The sequence below is a fragment of the Kribbella sp. NPDC054772 genome (assembly GCF_053611945.1).
The window spans coordinates 66,510-87,658 of the sequence record NZ_JBSHBJ010000018.1 but is presented as its reverse complement, the minus strand read 5'-3'; the positions used below and the strand labels follow the sequence as shown (position 1 = coordinate 87,658).

The 21,149-nt window shown below is 68.4% G+C and carries 13 protein-coding genes; 7 read left to right on the top strand and 6 right to left on the bottom strand.

The features are described 5' to 3' along the window. The first annotated feature begins 166 nt into the window (after window positions 1-166). The 6 genes from ACWGID_RS25715 to ACWGID_RS25690 all read left to right on the top strand — a co-directional run bounded on the left by ACWGID_RS25715 (window position 167) and on the right by ACWGID_RS25690 (window position 8,578). Window positions 167-1,279 carry a GntR family transcriptional regulator gene (locus ACWGID_RS25715; protein ID WP_452200631.1) on the top strand — a complete coding sequence of 371 codons (1,113 nt, stop codon included), beginning with the start codon at window positions 167-169 and terminating at the stop codon, window positions 1,277-1,279. Beyond that, a complete protein-coding gene (locus tag ACWGID_RS25710) occupies window positions 1,272-2,132 on the top strand; it encodes an amidohydrolase family protein (protein ID WP_452200629.1) in 861 nt (286 codons plus the stop codon). Before ACWGID_RS25715 ends, ACWGID_RS25710 begins: the two co-directional genes overlap by 8 nt. Then, the gene (locus tag ACWGID_RS25705) at window positions 2,101-4,533 is read left to right on the top strand and encodes a glycoside hydrolase family 95 protein (protein ID WP_452200627.1); all 2,433 of its coding nucleotides are present in this window, start codon (window positions 2,101-2,103) and stop codon (window positions 4,531-4,533) included. The genes ACWGID_RS25710 and ACWGID_RS25705 overlap by 32 nt, the downstream gene beginning before the upstream one ends. After that, window positions 4,530-5,351 carry an aldo/keto reductase gene (locus ACWGID_RS25700; protein WP_452200626.1) on the top strand — a complete coding sequence of 274 codons (822 nt, stop codon included), beginning with the start codon at window positions 4,530-4,532 and terminating at the stop codon, window positions 5,349-5,351. Before ACWGID_RS25705 ends, ACWGID_RS25700 begins: the two co-directional genes overlap by 4 nt. Window positions 5,352-5,421: 70 nt before the next feature. Further along, window positions 5,422-8,124 carry a glycosyl hydrolase family 95 catalytic domain-containing protein gene (locus ACWGID_RS25695; protein WP_452200624.1) on the top strand — a complete coding sequence of 901 codons (2,703 nt, stop codon included), beginning with the start codon at window positions 5,422-5,424 and terminating at the stop codon, window positions 8,122-8,124. Window positions 8,125-8,173: 49 nt separating this feature from the next. Beyond that, the gene (locus ACWGID_RS25690) at window positions 8,174-8,578 is read left to right on the top strand and encodes an HIT family protein (protein WP_452200727.1); all 405 of its coding nucleotides are present in this window, start codon (window positions 8,174-8,176) and stop codon (window positions 8,576-8,578) included. A gap of 1,030 nt (window positions 8,579-9,608) precedes the next feature. Here the strand turns inward: ACWGID_RS25690 and ACWGID_RS25685 are convergent. The 6 genes from ACWGID_RS25685 to ACWGID_RS25660 all read right to left on the bottom strand — a co-directional run bounded on the left by ACWGID_RS25685 (window position 9,609) and on the right by ACWGID_RS25660 (window position 19,559). Continuing rightward, window positions 9,609-10,208 (bottom strand): hypothetical protein, encoded by a 600-nt coding sequence (locus ACWGID_RS25685; RefSeq protein WP_452200725.1) that lies wholly within the window; start codon window positions 10,206-10,208, stop codon window positions 9,609-9,611. 45 nt (window positions 10,209-10,253) lie between these two features. Next, complete coding sequence (locus tag ACWGID_RS25680) at window positions 10,254-12,008, bottom strand: DUF222 domain-containing protein (RefSeq protein WP_452200622.1); 1,755 nt, start codon at window positions 12,006-12,008, stop codon at window positions 10,254-10,256. A 65-nt stretch (window positions 12,009-12,073) separates the two neighbouring features. After that, window positions 12,074-14,884: a glycoside hydrolase family 2 TIM barrel-domain containing protein gene (locus ACWGID_RS25675; RefSeq protein ID WP_452200620.1), complete on the bottom strand. Its 2,811-nt coding sequence runs from the start codon at window positions 14,882-14,884 to the stop codon at window positions 12,074-12,076. Window positions 14,885-14,937: 53 nt separating this feature from the next. Further along, window positions 14,938-16,959, bottom strand: a complete 2,022-nt coding sequence (locus ACWGID_RS25670; RefSeq protein WP_452200619.1) for a beta-galactosidase — start codon at window positions 16,957-16,959, stop codon at window positions 14,938-14,940. A 149-nt stretch (window positions 16,960-17,108) separates the two neighbouring features. Continuing rightward, entirely contained in the window at window positions 17,109-18,116 is a 1,008-nt protein-coding gene (locus tag ACWGID_RS25665) for a LacI family DNA-binding transcriptional regulator (protein ID WP_452200617.1), read from the bottom strand. 24 nt (window positions 18,117-18,140) lie between these two features. Beyond that, complete coding sequence (locus ACWGID_RS25660) at window positions 18,141-19,559, bottom strand: glycoside hydrolase family 28 protein (protein WP_452200615.1); 1,419 nt, start codon at window positions 19,557-19,559, stop codon at window positions 18,141-18,143. A gap of 157 nt (window positions 19,560-19,716) precedes the next feature. Here ACWGID_RS25660 and ACWGID_RS25655 point away from each other — a divergent pair, with 157 nt between their 5' ends. Beyond that, the gene (locus ACWGID_RS25655; protein ID WP_452200613.1) at window positions 19,717-21,141 is read left to right on the top strand and encodes a glycoside hydrolase family 28 protein; all 1,425 of its coding nucleotides are present in this window, start codon (window positions 19,717-19,719) and stop codon (window positions 21,139-21,141) included. The last annotated feature ends 8 nt before the right edge of the window (window positions 21,142-21,149 follow it).

The following is a 21,149-nucleotide window of genomic DNA, read 5'->3' as shown; positions in this document are numbered from 1 at the left end:
TCTCACATCGTCCCGGCGTCGGGGGCGGCCGGGCGTCGTTATCGAGTGACGATGCAGAGCGCGGCGCCCAAGTGTCAACGATTACGCGGCAAAGTGGACATTCTGAGTCACAAGTCCGTGCCAGAAGGGGTTGGCAGAACGCTGTGAACGGGGTCACCATGCAGCCATGCCCGATGCCGGAAGACCCAAGTCGCCGCTGACCCTGTCGGTGGCCGAGCGGACCGCGCTCAGCCAACTGGCGGCCGCCGCGCGCACCACCGACGCGATGCGGCTGCGGGCCCGGATCGTGCTGGCCAGCGCGGAAGGGCGCTCGAACAAGGCGGTCGCGGACCTGCTCGACGTCACGCCGGGCACGGTGGGCAAGTGGCGCCGGCGGTTCCTCCGGATGGGGATGGCCGGTCTCGACGACGGGATGCGCAGCGGCCGCCCGCGGATGGTGGATCGGGTCCAGCTCGGCGGGACGGCGACAACATCGATGGCCGATTCCGGACATCGCCTCTCAACCCGGGAGCTGGCGGCGGCGTACGGCGTCTCGCAGTCGACCGTCTCGCGCCGGCGCCGGGAGGAGGCGCAGCACTATCGCTCCGCCGGCGTGTCCCTCGGGGTCGGTCACCCGGCGCCGCCGGTGGCCAGTGACACCGAGTTGCTGTCCGACCGGGTCTACGAGGCGATTCGCGACTGGATACTGTCCGGCGAGCTCGCTCCGGGGATGCGGGTGGTCGAGTCCGAGATCGCCCGGGTCCTCGGCACCAGCCAGACCCCGGCCAGGGAAGCAGTACGGCGCCTCGCGCACGAAGGGCTCGTCACGTACCGTCCCCGGCTGGGGAACTTCGTCACCGAGATCTCCCAGGTCGAGGCCCGCGAGGCGCGGGAGGTCCGCGTGCTGCTCGAGTCCGCGGCCGCACGGCGCGCCACCGGGCACGTGCCGCCGGAGGAGCTCGACCTGCTGCGGATCGAAGTACAGCGGATGAGCGAGGCGGCCGACCACCACGACATCGGCGCGTTCCGGGAGTCCGACCTGCGGTTCCACCGGCAGGTGCTCGCCACCAGCGGCAACTCGATGCTGCTGCGCGTGTGGCGGACGCTGGAGCCGGCGCTGTGGAGCCTGCAGGTGGTGTCGAACGCGATGTACGCCGGTGACTGGGGCCTGATGGCCCGCCGGCATGTGGACCTGATCGAGGTCCTGGCCGGTACCGACCCGGAGGACTCCGCCCGCCTGTTCGCCGCCCACGCCCGCGGCGAGAGCTCCATCACCAGACCGGCCGGCCACAATGGGTGACCCCCACGACGGCGCGGCGCTGCTCGACGCCCACGACCCACCGCCCCTCGACGCCCATGTCCACGTCTGGGACCTCGCCCGCCGGCCACTCCCCTGGCTCCGGCCGGGCCATCCCCTCCGCCGTGACTTCACCCTCACCGACTTCGCCGGCGCAGCCGGCGGCCGTCTCCCGGACGTGGTGCTCGTCCAAGCCGACGCGGATCCGACCGAGGTCGGGGACCTGCTCGCTCTGGCTCGGGAGACGCCTTCGGTGGTCGGTGTGGTCGGGTGGTTCGATCTGCTCGACTTTCCGGACCGGTTGCCTGACGACCCGCGGCTGGTGGGCGTCCGCAGTCCACCCGCGGACCAGACCGATCCCGACGCCCTGACCAATCCCGCGCACGTGCGCGGCGTGCGGGCCGCCACCGACGCCGGCCTCGCCATCGACCTCCTGCTCCGCCCCTCCGCCCTGATCGGGGCCGCCCGGCTCGCGTCCGCCGTACCCGACGCGCGGCTGGTGCTCGACCATCTCGGTAACCCAACTACCGCTACACCGGACTGGCTCGCCGGACTGCGGGCGCTCGCCGAGTGCCCGAACGTGACCGTCAAGCTCTCCGGTACCGCCCACCTCGCGACCGACGACCTCCGCGTGCTGGTCGACGTCGCCCTAGAACTCTTCGGCAGTGAACGGTTGCTGTTCGGCTCGGACTGGCCGGTGTGCACGCTGGCCGCGACCCGCGCCGAGGTACTGCGACGTACCACCGCACTGCTGCCTCCTGCCGCGCACAACGACGTGTTCCGCGGCACCGCCCAGCGCATCTACCGCCCCAGGGAGACCGCCCATGAACGAGTACACCCGCCGCCAGGTCCTTAGGACCGCAGGCGCCGCGGCCGGCACCGCAGCCGTCGCCGGCTCGCTCGCTCTCACTCCGTCCACCGCCGCTGCCGTCCCGCCCCCGGGCAGCGACACCAACCCGCTCAAACTCTGGTACACCACACCCGCCACCGAGTGGCTGCAGGCACTTGCCATCGGCAACGGCCGGCTCGGCGCCATGGTGTACGGCGGAACCGCCACCGAGCAACTGCAACTCAACGAGGACTCGATCTGGGCCGGTGGCCCGCACCAGTACGACGACCCGGTCGGCAAGGACGTTCTGCCGGAGATCCGCCGGCTGATCGCCGAGGAGAAGTACCTCGACGCGCAGAACCTCGCCGACCAGCACTTCATGGGGCGTCCGACCGAGCAGATGCAGTACCAGCCGGTCGGGTACCTCTCACTGGCCTTTCCCGGCATCGACGCGGCCGCCGTCACGACGTACCGGCGGGAGCTCGATCTGACCACGGCGATCACGTCGGTCAGCTACGAGCACGCCGGCGTGCGGTACACGCGGGAAGTGTTCGTGAGCCACCCCGCACAGGTGCTGGTGATGCGGTTGACCTCCAGCCAGGCCGGTGCGCTCACCTTCGACGCGACGTACAGCACTGAGCAGGCTGCGACGCCTGCGCGCTTCGACGACAAGACGCTGGCGCTGAACGGCATCAGTGGGGACGCCGAAGGGCTGAAGGGCTCGGTCAAGTTCACCGCACTGCTCCGCGCCTTCGCCGACGGCGGGACCACTACGGTTGCTGACGGCAAGCTGTCGGTCGCCGGTGCGGACGAGGTCACGCTGGTGTACTCGGTCGGCACCAGCTACCGCAACTACCTGGACGTCGGCGCTGACCAGGTCGCTCGGGCCGTCGCACCGCTCACCGCGGTCGGTCGCCCGGCGTACGGGAAGCTGCGGCACGAGCACATCGAGGACTACCAGCGCCTGTTCGGCCGCCTGGACCTGGACCTCGGTACGTCGGACTCGATCGCACTGCCGACGGACCAGCGCGTGACGGCGTTCCGCAACGGTGGCGACCCGCAACTGGCCGCCCTGTACTACCAGTTCGGCCGCTACCTGCTGATCTCCAGCTCTCGTACCCCGGGCCAGCCCGCGAACCTGCAGGGCATCTGGAGCTACAAGATGCTGCCGGAGTGGCAGTCCAAGTTCACACTGAACATCAACTGCGAGATGAACTACTGGCCGGCCGGTCCTGCCAACCTGGCCGAGTGCTGGGACCCGCTGTTCCAGATGATCGGTGAACTGTCGGAGTCCGGTGCCCGCACGGCAGCCACGATGTACGACGCCCCCGGCTGGGTAGCGCACCACAACACCGACGGCTGGCGTGGCAGCGCACCTGTGGACTTCGCGTACTACGGTGTCTGGCCGACCGGTGGTGCCTGGCTCTCGCTGCTCTTCTGGGAGCGGTACGAGTACACCGGCGACCTGGAGATGCTGCGGAAGTACTACCCGGTCCTGCGTGGCTCGGTGGAGTTCTTCCTCGACCAGCTGCAGACCGACGCCAAGACGGGCTGGCTGGTGACCAGCCCCTCGCACTCCCCCGAGGTCAAGCACCACGACTACGACAACGTCGGTGTCAGCATGTGTGCCGGGCCGACGATGGACACCGAGATCCTGCACGACCTGTTCAAGGTGTTCGGACAGGCCGCCGCGTTGCTGGGCGAGGACTCCGCGATGGCGGCGCAGGCAGCCGACGCACGGTCCAAGCTGGCCCCGCTTCAGATCGGGTACCTCGGTCAGATCCAGGAGTGGCTGATCGACTGGGAAGAGGCCGCCCTGGAGACGAGTCGACATGTCTCACACCTGTGGGCCGTCTTCCCGAGCGACCAGGTGACACCCCGCAGTACGCCGGAACTCGCGAACGCGGCGCGGAAGTCGCTGGAGCTGCGTGGACCGGCAGTGACGGCCGGCTGGTCGCTGGCGTGGAAGCTGAACCTGCGGGCCCGCCTGCTCGAGCCGGACAACGCGTACAAGCACCTCACGCAGCTGCTCGGTCCGGGCCGGACAGCGCCCAACATGTTCGACCTGCACCCGCCGTTCCAGATCGACGGCAACTTCGGCGGCATCTCCGGGATCACCGAGATGATCATGCAGAGCCACTCCGGCGAGGTCGCGCTGCTGCCGTGTCTGCCGACTGCGTTCCCGACCGGCAGCGTGCGCGGCATGCGGGCGCGTGGCGGCTTCGACCTGGAGTTCTCGTGGGCCGACGGGAAGCTGAAGAAGGCCAAGATCCAGTCGCTGCTGGGTAACCGGCTTCGGCTGCGGACCGGTGCCGCGGTCGACGTGAAGTCGTCTGTCGGTCCGGTGGCGTTCGGACGGCCTGAAGACGGCGTCGTCGAGTTCCGCACGCGTCCCGGTGTCGATTACTTCATCGAGCCGCGCGCATGATCTCACTGGGCCGACTCGGGCTCGGCACGGCTTTCGTGACCGGCCCGGACGTTGTCGAGACGGCGTTGTCGGTCGGCATCGACTACTTCGACACGGCTCCGCTGTACGGCGCCGGCGCGGCTGAGCGTCGCGTCGGCGCCGGACTGGCCGGCGTACCGAGGGCGTCGTACAAGGTCTCGACGAAGGCCGGTCGGCGAGTGGTGGGCGATCGGGTCGAGTACGACTTCAGCGCGGACGGGATCGCCCGGTCTGTGGAGGAGAGTCTCGGCCGGCTCGGGCTGGATCGCGTCGACGTCGTCCACCTCCACGACCCGGACAACCACGTGCAGCAGGCGCTGGACGAGGCGTACCCGGCGCTGGAGGACCTGCGCCGACAGGGCGTGATCGGTGCGATCGGGCTCGGCATGAACAGCTCGGCGATCCCGGCACGGTTCGTCCGCGAGACCGATCTCGACGCGGTGCTGATCGCCGGTCGGTACACGCTGGTCGACCGGTCCGCCGCGGACGACCTGCTGCCGGCCGCCACCGAGCACGACGTCGCGGTCATCGCAGGCGGCGTCTTCAACTCGGGCGTGCTCGCCGGAGGTTCGACGTACGACTACCGTCCCGCGTCGCCGGAGATTCTCGCGCGGGTCGCCGTACTGGAGAAGGCGTGCGCGGAGTACGGCGTACCGCTGCGGGCCGTTGCGATGCAGTTCCCGGGCCGGCATCCGGCGGTGTCGTCGGTGCTGATCGGCTGCGCGACCGCGGCCGAGGTCCGAGAGAACGTCGCGCTCTGGCAGGAGCCGATCCCACCGGAGCTGTGGACAGCCCTCTGAACTTTCACCGCCCCGAAAGGTTCATCGAATGCTTCGACTTGCACTACCTCTACTAGTAACGCTGATGACCGTGGGCGCCTCTGCCTTGCCGGCGGTCGGTGCTGACGCTGACGAAGCTGAAACAACGGCGTGGCACGACGGCGCGCTGCAGGCCGACACGGCCGGGCTGGTGTCGCGGTCGGACCTCGTCCAGGAGGGACCGGCGTGGCAGACCTACCAGGCGATGCCGTTGGGGAACGGCGTGCTCGGTGCGGCAGTCTGGGCCGAGAAGGGTTACAGCGCCCAACTGAACCGCGTTGACACGTTCCCCGATCTCAAGTCCGCCGGGCGGCTCGTCGTACCCGGTCTGGACTCACTGATGCGTGCTGACGACTACAGCGGGCGGTTGGCGCTGTACGACGGTCAGGTCGTGCAGAGCGGCGGTGGGATGACTGCGCGCTCGTACGTGCGAGCTGATGCTGATCAGTTCGTGCTCGAGGTGACCGGTGCGGATCCTGCGAAGACCCAGACCGCCGACCTGAAGCTGTGGGCCGGTCGGACGCCGGCTGTCAGCGCGGCCGATGGGATCGCTGCGTTGGCGGAGACGTTCCACGACAAGGCGTCCGGCAGCATCACCGGAGCGGTCGCCGCGTTGACCGCGCAGGCATCTGGCGTGACAGCAGCTGTTGTGGACCCGCTGACGGTCCGGTTGACGTTCCGGCCGCGCGCTGACGGCAGCTACCGGCTCGTGGTCGGCGTACCGTCGTACCGCGGTGGTGAGCTCCGTACTGCGGCTCGCAAGGCCGTGGCGGAGACGCCGGACCACCACCTGCAGTGGTGGCACTCGTACTGGGCCAAGGCGGCCCCGATGCGGATCACGTCGGCCGATGGCTCCGGTGAGTACGTCGAGAACCTGCGCGCACTGCAGCTGTACACGATGGCTGCGTCGATGCGTGGCGACGTACCGAGTACCCATGGTGCTGTGGTCCGGATGTTCTCCTCGTCCGGGGACCAGGCGGACTGGGCGCAGGACTCGTACTGGCACTTCAACCTGCGCATGCTGGTGTCCGCGAACCTCGGTGCGGGCGTCGGCGAGCTCAATGCGCCGTACTTCAAGTTCTACCAGGACAGAGCCGAGCTGATGCGCGAGTGGACACGCACGCACTGGACCGGCGGCGAGGGACTCTGCCTGCCCGAGTTCATGCGGTACGACGGCACTGGTGACGGCTGCGACAACATCAACGAGCCCAGCTGGACCAGGCGCATTCTGACGAGCGGTCCGGAGCTGGTGAACAACATCTGGCAGCAGTACCGCTACACCGGCGACAAGGCGCTGCTGAACCGCAGCTACCCACTGATGCGGGACGTGGCGCGCTTCTACCTGTCGGCGATGACAGTTGGCACCGACGGCTACCTGCACCTGGAGCACGTCAACGCGCTGGAGGTGCAGTGGGACACCAGCGACCCGGTGCCGGACATGGCAGCGATGCGGGTGATCTTCCCACTCGTTGCCGACCTGGCAACGTCGCACGGCGACACTGCGCTCGCTACGCAACTGCGTGCCGCGGTTGGCAAGCTGCCGCCGTTCCGGACCGTGCAGCGTGGTGGTGAGGAGGTGCTGGCGTGGTCCGGCACAGACGAGGCGTCGCACAACACGCAGAACCCGGAGATGGAGGCGCTCTGGCCCTGGGGTGTCTTCGACAAGACCTCCGAGCTGATGCAGGCGACGTACCGGCAGCGCGTCTACCCGCAGGACAAGGACTGGGGCATGGACTCCACCTGGGCCGCGCGGCTCGGGCTGTCCGCCGAGGTGAAGCGCCTGCTGCTCAAGGGGATCGCTGACTTCCAGATCTACCCCAACGGGTTCACTGTGCACCGCACTGGTCAGGAGGCCGTCCGCAACCACAGCTTCTACAACGAGTGGGGCGGAGTACTGACCACCGGCCTGCAGGAGGCGCTGGTGCAGTCGTACGACGGGGTCGTGCGCGTTGCACCGGCCTGGCCGAGCGACTGGGACGTTTCGGGGTCGGTGCAGATCCCGGGTGGTCACCGAGTCAGCACTGAGGTCCAGGACGGCGTACCGAGTGTTGTCGGGATCCAGGCAGGCAGCCGGGAGACGTTGAAGGTCGCTAACCCGTGGGCCGGTCAGCAGGTGCGGGTTGTGGACTCTCACGGTCGCGTTGTCGTCTCGCCAACTTCCAGCGACGTTGTCTCGGTCGCGGTGACTCCGAATACGTCGTACACGGTCGAGCGGGTCGCCGTACCGCTGTCGTCGTTCGACTTCGCGCCACTGACCGGTCAGCCGGCATCTCAGGTCAAGACGGTTGGTAACCGAGTACTGGGGATCACTCGGAGCGAGCCGCCGCTGGTGAGCGACCTGGTGTCGGTGCGGTCGCCGGAGAAGCTAACCAACCTGGTGAAGGCGCAGACTGGTGCGCAGACGTACGTGGACCGGTCGTACAAGATCACCGACCTGCCTGATCAGCTGAACGGGCAGGCGTTGATCCAAGGCGCGAACGACGACTCCAAGGCGACCACTCCGGCCGACTACCTCACGCTCAACCTGACGCGACCGGCGACCGTCTACGTGGCGTTCGACGCGCGCGGCGAGAACGTGTGGTGGCCCAGCTGGCTGTCCGACTTCACCCGCACCGGCGAGACAGTAGGCACCACGGACCAACGCCTGGTCCTGTTCAAACGCGACGTACCCGCGGGCCAACTGGCCCTCGGCCCCAACTCCGGCGTCGCAGGCAAGGGCAACTCCACCTACATCACCTTTGTGATACCACGCTAACCATGTTGACTGCCTTTTCTGCCGGCTAGCCGCCGGCGGCGAGGACCACCTGACGAGGCAACGCGACGTAGTACGCCGCACCGACGGCGCCCTCGCGTTCGTTGCCTCGCGCTGGTGGCCCAACAACCCGGGCCACGTCCTGGTCGTGCCAACCGCCCACCACGAGAACCTGTACGACCTGACCGCCGAATCCGGCCACGCCGTACAGGACCTGGTCCGCGAAGTAGCCATAGCCATCCGCACCACCTACGACTGCACCGGCACCTCCACCCGCCAACACAACGAACCCTCCGGCTACCAGGACGCCTGGCACTACCACGTCCACGTCTTCCCCCGCTACAACTCCGACAACCTCTACAACACCCGCCCCCTCCCAACCCCAGCCACCCCAGAGTCCCGAGCCCCCTACATCCACCAACTCCTCGAGTACTTCGCCACCCACCCACCCCACTAACCACGCCCCCTAACGCCCGTCCACCCACCCCTCCACAGCCACCCGCCTCACGACCACCCGCCCGCGGCAACCCCAACCCCTAGCGCCTAACCACCCAACCACCCGTTTCACGGCAACCCCACGACCCGTCTAACGGCCACCCCACCGCATCGCCCCGATCCCGCGCACCTCCACCGACGCCAGCCAAGTCCCCTGGTGCCCCACCGCAGGCCACGCCCGGCAGCACCCCGCACCACCAGCTCGCACATGGCAGGTCGCGAACGCCGCCCCACGCACGCCACCTCGCACGTGGCGGGGTCGCACACGTCAGGCATGCGGCAGACCGCAGACGGAAGGCGTACGGCGGGTCGCGCATGTCAGGTCGCATACGGCACGTCGCCCGTGGCCCCGCGGCAGGCAACTCGGTCCTGCGGGGCGCGGCAGGGGAACCCAGCAGCGCGTGGCCCGGAGCTGCACGACCTGGAGTTCCACAGCCAGGAGCTGCGACCGCCGGTGATGGGAACCCGGCGACGTACAAACACGTGCAGCAGGACCGGTCTGTACGCCGCGGCGGGGCGACAAGAGCCCGGCGCCGCCGCTCCCGGTGGTGCGAGCGGTTGTGCTGCGGTAGCCGTCGGATGCGGCGCTTGTCGTGGGCGAAGACGCTTGGGCTCGCAGCACCCCCCGGCAACGTGTACGCGGGCCGACGCGTGGGCTCGCAGCACCCCCGGCCACGTGTACGCGGGCCGACGCGTGGGCTCGCAGCACCCCCGGCCACGTGTACGCGGGCCGACGCGTGGGCTCGCAGCGTCGGCTGCGGCAGGTACGTACGCGGACGAATGCGTACGAATGCGTAGAGCCGCGTCCATCGGCGATCCCGGCGCCCGAGTCGAGGTCGACGGCGACCGCGTCGATCAAGCCGCGGTCCCGGTGGTCCTGCGCTACAACCCGGTGAAGCGCGCGGCCTGCGTCGGCAGCCCGACGAGGGACATGGCGCGTCACGAGGTGCCGCTGTACTCGTGTCTGGAGAGGCGCGAGTACGCCGACAGGGTCAGATTGTGGCGAAGGACGGCGGGTCTGCGGCGGAGTGTGCCAGGTTGGCATTCGGTACACCGGGTTTGCGTGCCTGGGCGGTCCCCCACAAAGCGAATCGTGCCGCTTCCGCGCGGGTCGCATCGTCGGCCGACCATCGGCCGCCCCGCACAACCGGCTGACTCGCGCCGTCCCACGTACTCGTTCGGGTCTGCTGAGCCTCCGCCTTGGGCAGGGCTCGGTCGACGCCCGGTTCGATGCATTGATCAATGCGTTGATCAACGCACCTCTCAGCGCACCTCTCAGCGCACCGCTCAGCGCAACGGTCAGCGCATCGGTCAGCGCATCGGTCGGTGCGTCCGTCGGCGCGTGAATCGCCGCGTCCGTCGGTGCGTGGGTCGGTGCGTGGGTCGGCGTTGAGTGAGGCGGTGGGACGGGTTAGGGGTGGGTGGGTTGTGGTGGTGCCGGGGTGGGTTAGGGGTGGGGTGGCCCAGGTTGGGCGGGTGACGGTCACTTGGCCGTTGGTGATGGTGATGGTCCAGCGGCCGGCGTGGAGGTCTGTGTGGTGGCGGCGGCAGAGGAGGGCCAGGTTCGCGATGTTGGTTTCGCCGCCGTCGATCCAGGAGATCAGGTGGTGTGCGTCGCATTGGATCGGTGGGGCTCCTCAGACAACGCAGCCTTTGTCGCGGGCGTTCAGGGCTTTGCGCATGGATCGCGTGACGAGGCGCTCGGAGCGACCTACGTCGAGCGGCTCGGAGTTCGATCCGAGGACGAGGGGGATGATGTTGGCGTCGCAGGCTAGGCGCCTGATCGCGGCGGCTGATAGTCCGTCGCCGTATACGAGATCACCAACTGCACCTGCGGTGGCGGCTTTCAGGTCCTCGAGGTCAATCGTCACGGTGATGTTGGCTTTTGCTCCGTACCCCGGCACTCGGCTTCCCGTCCCGCCACCACTGCATGATGCCCGGGCCACATCACCACGCGACGACACACCGGACGTTGCGTCCGACGAGGCGTCGGGCATCGCGGCCGCGCTTGCTGACGTGCGGCTCGGCTCGTCGTCCGACGCATCGGGCGGGGCATCAGGCGTTGCGTCCGACGGCGCGTTGGGCGTTGCCGCCGACGGCGCGTTGGGCGTTTCGTCCGAGGGCGCAGCGGTCATCGCGGCCGCAGAGACATCGGTGTCGTACGGCAGGGCATCGGCGGTGGGCTGGCTCGGTCGCGTGCCCGTGTGTTTGACGGTGGTGTCGGCTGGGTCGGATTGTGCGGCGCTGGACGGTCTGGCACCGGCCTCCCGGGCTGCGGCAGCTGATGCGGTGCCGGAGGGCTTGTTCCCGGTCTCCCGGGCTGCGGCGGACCGTGCCGTGCGGGAGGGTGGGGTTCTGGTGTCCCGTGCTGGGGTAGATCGTGCGGTGCCGGAGGGCTTGGTTGTGGTGTCCCATGCTGGGGTGGATGGTGCCGTGCGAGAGGGTCGGGTTCCGGTGTCCCAGGAGGTGGCGGCGGTGGTTAGGGCTGTGGTTAGGGCGTCGGCTTGTCGCTTTTCTCGGGAGCGGGGGTCTAGTTCGCCATCGGTGGTTTTGTGGGGGCGGGCGCCGGCGTGGATGATCGCGCGGAGGAGTTCGGCGTTCTCATTGGCTAGGTAGCCGCGGAACTTTACGCCGTTGTCGGCGGTGGAGAGGCTCAGAGACTCTCGTGCGTAGGCCTTGTGTTCTTCGGGTTCGGGGCCGTCGGAGTCCAGGAGGTCGCAGATCTTTCGGGCGGCGCTGCGGAGTTCGCGGGCTGAGAGGTGGCCGGCCAGTGAAACCAGTTGCTGCTCGGCGACATCGAGGTGCTCGACGGGTACTCGCGATCGCACCCGTTCCAGCGCGGAGACGATCGCCGCTGCCTGCGCTGGACGCATTAGTCGAACACCGTGCCCGGATCCATCGTTGACGGCTCCTGCGTCGGCACGATCCCCACCGACAGCCCCGGCATCGCCATTGGCGTCGGCGTCCGCAGCACCATCGCAACCGGTGCCGGTGTCGAGGCCAGCGCCGGTGTCGAGGTCGAGGTCGAGGTCGGCAGTGTCGTGGGCCGGGACGGTGTCGGTGTCCGCAGCTCCGTCCGCGCCGGTGTCGGTGTCGGCGGGGGTTTTGATGCCGTGTTGTAGGGCGTTGGTGATGGTGGGGTACTTCGGGAGGGCTCGGGAGAGGTGGACGTCTCGCCAGGCTTCGGTGCGGTCTAGGCGGTAGCGGAAGGATAGGAGGTCTACGGCGTCGCGGGCGCCTAGCTCCTGGGCGTAGCCGGTGTCTTCGATGCGGGCTATTACTTGCAGGCGGTAGCTCTGGAGTTGGGTGATCTGCGCGTCTAGCGCGTCTAGGGTCGATAGGAGGTCGCTGCCTCCCATCGACCAGACCGGCCGTACGCCTAGATCATCCATGCCCGCAACAGTAGACGTCGCTACCGACAGTTTTCACGGTCGGGAAACCCTTATATACAAAGGGATTATGTCGCTTGCCGAAAGGTAAGACCAAAGGTGTAGGGCGCGACTTCCAGCGTGTGGGCTGCGGTGGCGGCGGGGCCGCAGGAGGCGGAGCCTAGGCCGTTCTGGGCCAGGTCCAGGTTGAGGTAGATGTGGTCGCGAGGGGTGAGGTCCGAGCGGTGGCGGGCGTGTTCTAGGTCCTCGGTGGTCCAACGGCGGGCGGTGAGCTGGAAGTATGGTGCGCCGGTGACGCGTAGGCCATTGCCTTCAGCATCGGTTAGCTCGGCCCAGCGGATGTCGGTGCGAGAGCCGTTCTCCTGCGGGACGACGTATGGCGTCTGCAGTTCGTCGACGGTGCGTTCGTAGCGGCCGACTCGGGCAGCTTGCCGGCTGTCGGAGTACGCCTCGCCTGGCCCGCCGCCGTACCACTGGACGTTCACCAGCGCCTTCGGCAGCACCATTCGTACGCCGACGCGCGGCCAGCTTCCGCAGCGCGGCGTTACCTCCGTGCCACCCCACTCGCCCTCTGGCACCAGGTCGACGGTCAACCGCAGGCCAGCGTCTACAGCAGTCCAGTGGTAGGTCGTTCGTACGCTGACGCCTAGGCCTTCAGGAGCGACGCGCGTGCGCACCACCACTGAGTTGTCGGTGAGTTCCACTCCGTCGACGCGTTCCAGCAACCGGTCGAGCCCAGCAGCGCGCCACTCTTGAGTGACGCCGTTGCGGCCGCCCTGCCCATTGTCGTTGTCGGTGGGCGCGCGCCAGAGGTCCAGACGCAGACCGTCCACCGGTTGCCCGAACAGTTGAGTCAGCCGGCCGGTACGGCGCTCGAACTCGGCGCCACCGAGCCGCACCACATCCGCCTCCTCCACCACAACGCCTACAGGACGGTCCGTACTGTCAGCAGCAGACGCAAGCACGAACTGGCCCCACGCCACCTCATGTCCCGCGACTGCCCAGGCTGTGTCCTTCGCCAGCACCGCGCACACAGTCAACAACCGCTCGGACTCAGAAGAGCTCTCGCCCGTTGGCGACGCCAGCTCGACAGACTGACCCGGGGCCAGCTCAGGGACCTCCAGCCGTCCGGACTCCACCTCGACACCGTCGAGTGTGACCGACCAGAGGAACTCCAGGTCGTCCACGCCGGCGAAGGTTCTGAGGTTCTGGATGGTGAGCGGGCTGGGTCCGGTGATGCGGACCGGTTCCAGGACCTTCTTGTATTCGAGCAGCCCCGGTGACGGGGTGCGGTCGGGGAACAAGAGGCCGTCGATGCAGAAGTTGGTTCCGTGCAGCCGTTCGCCGAAGTCACCGCCGTACACGTGGTCCGTTGCGCCTGGCAACAGCAGGCCGTGGTCGATCCACTCCCACAGGAAACCGCCCTGCAGCCGCGGATAGTGTTCCAGCACGCGCTGGTAGTCCGCCAGCCCACCGGGACCGTTGCCCATGGCATGGGCGTACTCGGCGAGGATGAACGGCAGTGCCCGCCGACGCGCCTCCAGCTCGGGGTGCTCTGCGGTCTCCTCCGGCACGTCCTCCGTACGGGTTCCGATCGCCTCCAGGTCCTCGAGCGGCGGGTACATCAGGCTGTAGAAGTCGGAGAACTCGTACGTGCGGTCGCGCTCGTAGAACACCGCCCGCTCCGGATCGCGCTGCCGTACCCAGGTGGCCAGCGTCCCGAAGTTCTGCCCGCGGTGGCTCTCGTTGGCCAGCGACCAGATGACCACGCTCGGATGGTTCTTGTCGCGTTCGACCATCCGCTGCATCCGGTCGAGCATCATCGGCGCCCAGTCCGGGTCGTCGGCCGGGTTGCCGCGCCAGTCGGTGTAGATGAACCCGTGGGTCTCGATGTCGCATTCGTCGATGACCCACAGCCCCAGCTCGTCGCAGAGGTCCAGGAACGCGGGGTGCGGCGGATAGTGCGCCGTGCGTACGGCGTTGATGTTGTGCTGCTTCATCAGCACCACGTCCTGCCGCATCGCCTCGACCGTCATGGCGCGACCGCGGCGCTCGTCGTGCTCGTGGCGGTTGACGCCGCGGAAGAACAGCGGCTGCCCGTTCGCGGTGAACACGCCGTCCACCATCGCGACGGTCCGGAACCCGATCCGCAGCTCGACCGTCTCCCCCGGCACCTCGACGGTCGCGTCGTACAGGCGGGGTACTTCGGCCGACCACGGCTCGACCGCCGCGATTGGCACGGACACTCCGGGCTCGGCGACGATCCCCAGCTCGGGCACTCGGACCACTGCGTCCGGCGCCGTCTCGACCCGCAGCGCGCCGGCACCGGTCAGGTGGTCGTACGACGCATGCACGAACACGTCGTCGATCAACGGCCGGGCCAGCAGCGTCACGTCGCGGAAAATGCCCGGGAGCCACCACATGTCCTGGTCCTCGAGGTACGAGCCCGAGGACCACTGGTGCACACGCACAGCCAACGCGTTGCGTCCCGGGCGGAGCAGCTCCCCGATCACGAACTCGCTCGGGAGCCGGCTCCCCTTCGACGTCCCGGCCTCGACCCCGTTCACCCACACCTTGAAACACGAGTCGACGCCCTCGAACCGCAGTACGGCGCCGTCCAGCGGCCAGTCCTCGGGTACGTCGAACCAGCGGACGTGATCGCCCGTCGGGTTCGTGTCCGGGGCGTACGGCGGATTGATCGGGAACGGGAACGCGGTGTTGGTATACCGGGGCCGCTCGTGGCCCTGCAGGACCCAATGCCCGGGAACCTGTAGGTCGGTCCAATCATCGTCGACCGCTGGTATACCATCCGGCGCGCTGTCCCAGAGCTTGAAGCTCCACTGGCCGTTCAGGCTGATCCGCGGTCGCGACGAATGCATCGATGCCCGGGGCTCCCTCGCCCCGGTACTGGGCGTCAGATCCTCGAAATACCTCACTGCGCCTCCTTGAACACCTGAACATCCCAAGGACCCAACTCAACTAACCCCAGCGACTCCGCAGAGCCCGGGGGATCCAGCGGTATCGGCGGTGCGAATGCGACTGCTGTTGACGACCAGTTGTGGAGGAACCAGAGGCGGTCGCCCAAAGGGTTCACGGCTGACAGCGCGGTGACCGACGGGGACCAGAGGCGCGATTCGCCGTACAGGGCTGCTGCGAGCTCCGCGTCGGGAACCGTGCCGACGTACGTGACTCGGCCGGCGCCGAAGGGCTTGGTGGTGACGATCGGGCGTTGTTCGCCACCCGGATGGGTATACCGTGCCAGCACCTCGGCGTCGTTGACTAGCAGCGTCTCGGCCCAGCGCGTCGCGTGACCGGCGAGGCCGCTCACCGGCAAGTCAGTCACCAGGTTCTCGTACTCCTGGTATACCAATCCGGCCGCCTCCCGCAGGCGCGGCGGTCCGTCCTCGACGCGCGGCCGTGCCTCCAGGTCGGCGTACCCGGTCCGTGGTCCGACGATCAGATGCCCACCGCCGCGCGCGTACTCAACCAGCCGGTCCAGCACTGCATCAGAGGCAACGTAGAGCCCAGCGGCAACAACAACCGGCGCATCCAACGCCGCTTCGAGCCGCTCGACCGGCACCACCCCGGGCCGCAACCCTGCGTCCAGAACCCCTGCGTAGAAAGCACCAACGATCGTCCGGTACGACGCCTTGTCCGGTATACCACCCGCAGTCGCCAACGGCGGCTGGAACTGCAACGCCCAGTCGCTCTCGTTCGACCACAGCACCGCGACATCGACATCAGGCGTCAACCCGACGATCGATTCACCCGCCGCAGCCAACTCAGCCCCGAGACCCGCGATCTCTTGGTATACCCGTCCCGGCTGCAGACCGTGCCCGAGGATCCCGCCCCAGAACGTCTCCGCCCCGTGGTTGATCGAATGCCAGTGCCAGTACTCGACCATCCGCGCGCCCCGCGAGACCATCGCCCACGCGAACTGCCGGAGCTGGCCGTCGTACGGCGGCTTGTTCTCGTGGGATCCACCGATCGACGTGGCGTTCGTCTCGGTGACCAGGAACGGCTCACCCCGCGACCCGTACATGCGATCCGCCGCGAGGAACAGCTCCGCGACCGACCGCCCGATCCACCCCGGCGACAACCGCGACGGCACCGCCGGCCGCGCCAGCCCGTCCTGCACGTCCACATAAATGTTGCCCGCCGCAACGTCCAGCCCAGCGGTCAGCGGTACGTCGGCCACCGCGGGCCGGTCGTACGCGAGACAAGTCGTCACGAACTGCCCCGGCCGCCGCAACGCCCGGACGAGTTCCGCCTGCCAGCCGATGAACTCGGTCGTCCGCGAGGCCTGGAAGCGTCGCCAGGCCAGGTCGTACGACGGCGTACTGTTCCCGTCCGGTCGCCACAACTCCGACCAGTCGCTCAAGCGATGCGACCAGTACGTCAGCCCCCACGCCTCGTTCAGCGTCTCGACATCGCCGTACTCACGCCGCAAGCCGGCCACGAAGGCATCGAAAGCAGCCTGGTTGTGCGCGAGCAGCACACCCGGCTCGTTGTCGACCTGGTACCCGATGACGGCCGGGTGGTCGCGATACCGCTCCACGATCCGCCGCACCACCCGCTCCGCATGGAACCGGAAGGCCGGCTGCCCGTAGTCGATCTCCTGCCGGATCCCCCACGGCACCGGTCCGCCGGTGCGCCGTTCGGCCGCGATCTCGGGATGGGCCCGTTGCAGCCACGGCGGTACGGCGTACGTCGGGGTCCCGAGGATCACGCCGAGCCCACGGTCCTTCGCACCATCGAGCACCGGGCGGATCCACTCGAGGTCGAAGACACCGTCCCGGGGTTCCCAGGTCGACCAGACCGACTCACCGACACGGATCGCGGTGATCCCGGCCGCGACCATCAGATCCAGGTCGGTCTTGGTCCGGTCACCGAGCGAGCGCGGCAGGTACTCCGGGTAGTAGGCCGTCCCCAGCACGACATGTGGCGGCAGCATGCGCCAACGCTAACCGACACATCGCCGCCCGTGCAATCGTTTGCACAAAGGGATTTCTCAACTCATGCCAATCTCTTGACGCGCCGAACCCTCGCGCAGATCAGTGAGCGCGCAGCTCAGCTCGCGCGGATCTCTTGGCGCGTAGTTCCTCAGCTAGCGCGGATCCGCGCCCGCCGCCGGACCGGCCCGGTGCTGGCCCGCACCACAAGCTCCGGCGTCAGCAAATCCGGCGCCGGCCACTCGGCACCCCCGAGCCGCGCAGTCAGCTGCTCCCACGCCAGCTCACCAAGCTTCGCCCGCTCGTTGCGCAACGAGGTCAACGGCGGCCGCGAGTACGCCGCGATCGGAATGTCGTCGTACGACGCGACCGACAGCTCGGCCGGCACCTCGACGCCGTTGTCGTACATCCAGCTCAGCAACCCGATCCCGACCAGGTCGTTGAACGTGATGACGGCGGTCGCCCGGCTGCGCAGTACGGTCGGACCGGCGTCGTACCCGTGGTTCCCGGACCAGCCGCCGTCGATCTCGTCGAGCGTGACATCGAGCGAGCGCGCGGTACGGCGCAACGTCCGGCGGCGCTCGCCGTCGGACCAGGAGCTCGCGGGACCACCGACGTACAGCACTCGTCGGTGGCCTAGACCGGTGAGGTGTTCGAGCAGCAGCCGGCTCGCGGCGCGGTAGTCAATCGCGACCACGCCCGCGTTCTTCACGCTGCGGTTGATGCACACCACGGGCACCGGCTGCGCGAGTGCCTTCTCCAGACCGGCGCGGGTGAGCCGCGAGCTGCACAGCACCAGCGCGCCCGAGTAGTCGACGAGCTCGTCGACGAGCCGCAGTTCCTCGGCCGGGTCCTCGCTGCTCTCACCGATCAGCAGGCGGTAACCGCCCGCCCGCGCGGCCGCGTTCAGCCCCTTCAGGACCTCGGAGAAGAACGGGTTGGTCAGGTCGGGGACCGTGACGCCGACCGTCAGCGGCCGGCCGAGTTTGAACTCCTGCGCCCGCTTGTCGGCCCGGTACCCGAGCTGGCCGGCCACGGCCCGCACATGCGCGACCACCTCGGGCGAGATCAGGTCGGAACCGTTCAGCGCCCGCGACACCGTCGAGACCGAGGTACCGGCCTGCTTTGCCACGTCGATCAACCGAACGCGTTCCGCCACTGTCGTCCCCTAAGGCCGATTTCTTTAGGTCTGGCCGATCCGCACGTTCCGGATCGTGACGTCGTCGGCGTACTGTACGACAGCTTCCGCCGCCACCTCGTCGAACCGGCTGTTGGTGATCGCCACGGCCCGAACGTGCTGTGTCTCCGCACCCACGATGCGGTACGCCCGCTCGGCCCGGGCCACCCGGACCCGGTCGAAACGGATGTCGCGCACGTCGGGGAACAGCGACTGGTCGCCACCACCCTGGTAGCTGAAGGTGATCTCCAAAGGACGATACATCCAGGCGCCCGAATCCACGTCTCGGACATCGACATTGTGCACATAGCCACCGCGTGTCGAGGTCGACTTCACACACAGCAGCCACTGCAGGAACGCCTCGTCCGCAGCCGGATCGGCGAGCGCGGTCAAGCGGCGGACGAACACGTTCTCGATGCCGCCGCTCATCTCGCTGCCGACCGCGACCGCGGCGCCACCGCTGACGAACGTGCAGTCCTCGACGATGATCCCCTTCGACGGCAGTCCGAGCCGCCGGCCGTCGGCGTCCCGGCCGGACTTGATCGCGATGCAGTCGTCGTGGGTCGCGAACGTGCAGTCCCGGATCAGGACATCGGTGCAGGACTCCGGGTCGCAGCCGTCGCCGTTCGGGCCGAGGTTGTTCACGGTGACGCCCTGCACGGTGACGTTGCGGCACTCGAGCGGATGGATCGTCCACATCGGCGAGTCCTTGATGGTCACGCCCTCGATCAGCACGTTCGTACAGCGGAACGGCTGGATGAAGCTCGGGCGCAGGTAGTGCCCGGCGCCGAACACCCGCTGCTCGACGGGGACCTGCTCGTTGTTCATCCGTTCGAGTTCGGCCCAGTCGGCGCGCTGGTTCGGCAGGCCGTTGTGCCAGCCGTACTTGCCGCTGCCGATCAGGTACCACCAGTGCTCGTTGTCGCCGGCACCGTCGAGCACACCCTTGCCGGTGATGCCGATGTCGGTCTGCCCCTCGGCCCGGATCAGGGGCGAGTAGTTGTACACCTCGACGCTCTGCCACCGCGTTCGCACCACCGGCAGGTACGCCGCCGGGTCGGTACTGAACCGCAGCGTCGCTCCCTCCTCGAGGTGCAGGTCGACATGACTCAGCAGGTTGATCGCCCCGGTCTGCCACAACCCAGCAGGTACGACGACGTGCCCGCCGCCGGCCTGGTGGCAGGCGGCGATGGCGGCAGCGATCCCGGCGGTCGCGTCGTCGGGCGTGGCGCCGTACGCCGTGATCGGGAACCAGGCGTCGCGGAACCGGGGCGGCCGGATCCGCGATCGCACCAAACCTTCGATACTCGGATCGGCAGCACTCGGATCGCCAGTACTCGGATCAGCGGCAGCCGGCAGGCCGATGCCTGCAGCAACCACTCCACCGAGACCGGCACCAAGCAGTAGACGACGGGTGGGACGCATGGGCGGGGCCCCTTCCTCAGGAGAAGCAGGTAAACCTTTGCCCGCAAGTATCCAAGAGATTCCGGGCCGGTCAAGAGTTCGCCCGCACCAGGCGTTGACACACCAGCGCACTGCGGGCACGATCGGTTGCAATCGTTTGCATGCTAGGAGGCCGAGGATGACCGCCCCCGTTCGTCGCCGTACTGTCCTGCTCGCCGGCGGAGCACTCGCCCTGTTCGGCGGCGGTACCGCCCCGGCCGCCGCCGGCCTTGCTCCGGGTGCTGCTCCCGGCCCCACCCCGGACGCCGCCGCCGACGCGCAGGTCGCGGCGATCCTCCGCCGGATCAAACCGCCACGCTTCCCGGACCGTTGGTTCGACATCACCGATTTCGGTGCCGTCGGCGACGACGCGACGGACTGTACGGCGGCGATCCGAGCGGCGATCGAGACCTGCCATCAGCGCGGTGGCGGGCACGTCGTCGTACCGGCGGGTGATTTCCGGACTGGTGCAGTACATCTGCTGAGCCGGGTGGACCTGCACCTCGAGGACGGTGCGCGGCTCGCGTTCAGTCAGGAGCCGTCGGCGTACCTGCCGGTCGTGCCGACGCGGTACGAGGGGACGGAGTGCTACAACTACTCCGCCTTCGTCTACGCGTACGGTCAGCGCGACATCGCGGTCACCGGCGCCGGTGTGCTCGACGGCCGCGCCGACGCGACGCACTGGTGGGACTGGACCGGCGGACCGCCTCCCAACGAGGGGCCGGACAAGACGCTGCTGATCCAGATGTCGGAGGCCGGCGTTCCGGTCGAGGAGCGGGTGTTCGGCGACGGACACTTCCTCCGACAGAACCTGCTCCAGTTCAACCGCTGCGAGAACGTGCTGCTCGACGGCGTGACCGTCAAGGACTCGCCGATGTGGAACATCCACCCGGTGCTGTGCCGCAACGTCACGATCCGCGGCGTGACCGTCGACAGTCCCGACGGGCCGAACAACGACGGCATCGACCCGGAGTCGTGCACCGACGTACTGATCGAGAACTGCACGATCTCGACCGGTGACGACTGCATCGCGTTCAAGTCCGGCAAGGACGCGGACGGTCGCCGGGTCAACGTGCCGGCCCGGTACGCCGTCGTGCGGAACTGCACGATGGCCGACGGGAACGGCGGCGTGACGGCCGGCAGCGAGACCAGCGGCGGCGTGATGGACATCTTCGTCCGGGACTGCACGATGAGCAGCCCGCACCTCGAGCGGGCGATCCGGATCAAGTCCAACCCGGCCCGCGGCGGCACCATCGCGAACATCGACGTACGCCGGGTCACGGTCGGCCAGGCCGCGGATTCTGTGGTCGAGATCGTGCTCAACTACGCCAACGTCACCACCGGTGCGTACCCGCCGGACGTGCACGGGATCAGCATCAGCCAGCTCACCGTGGCGTCCGCGCCCCGCGCCCTCAACCTGCTCGGCCTGACCGACGACCCACTGCGCGACATCCGCCTGCACCAGTGCCGCTTCGACGGGATCACCGACGACAACGTGATCCAGAACGTCGAGGGTTTGCGCCTGGACCAGGTCTGGATCAACGGCGCCCGCGTCGACAACTGAAGGAGCCC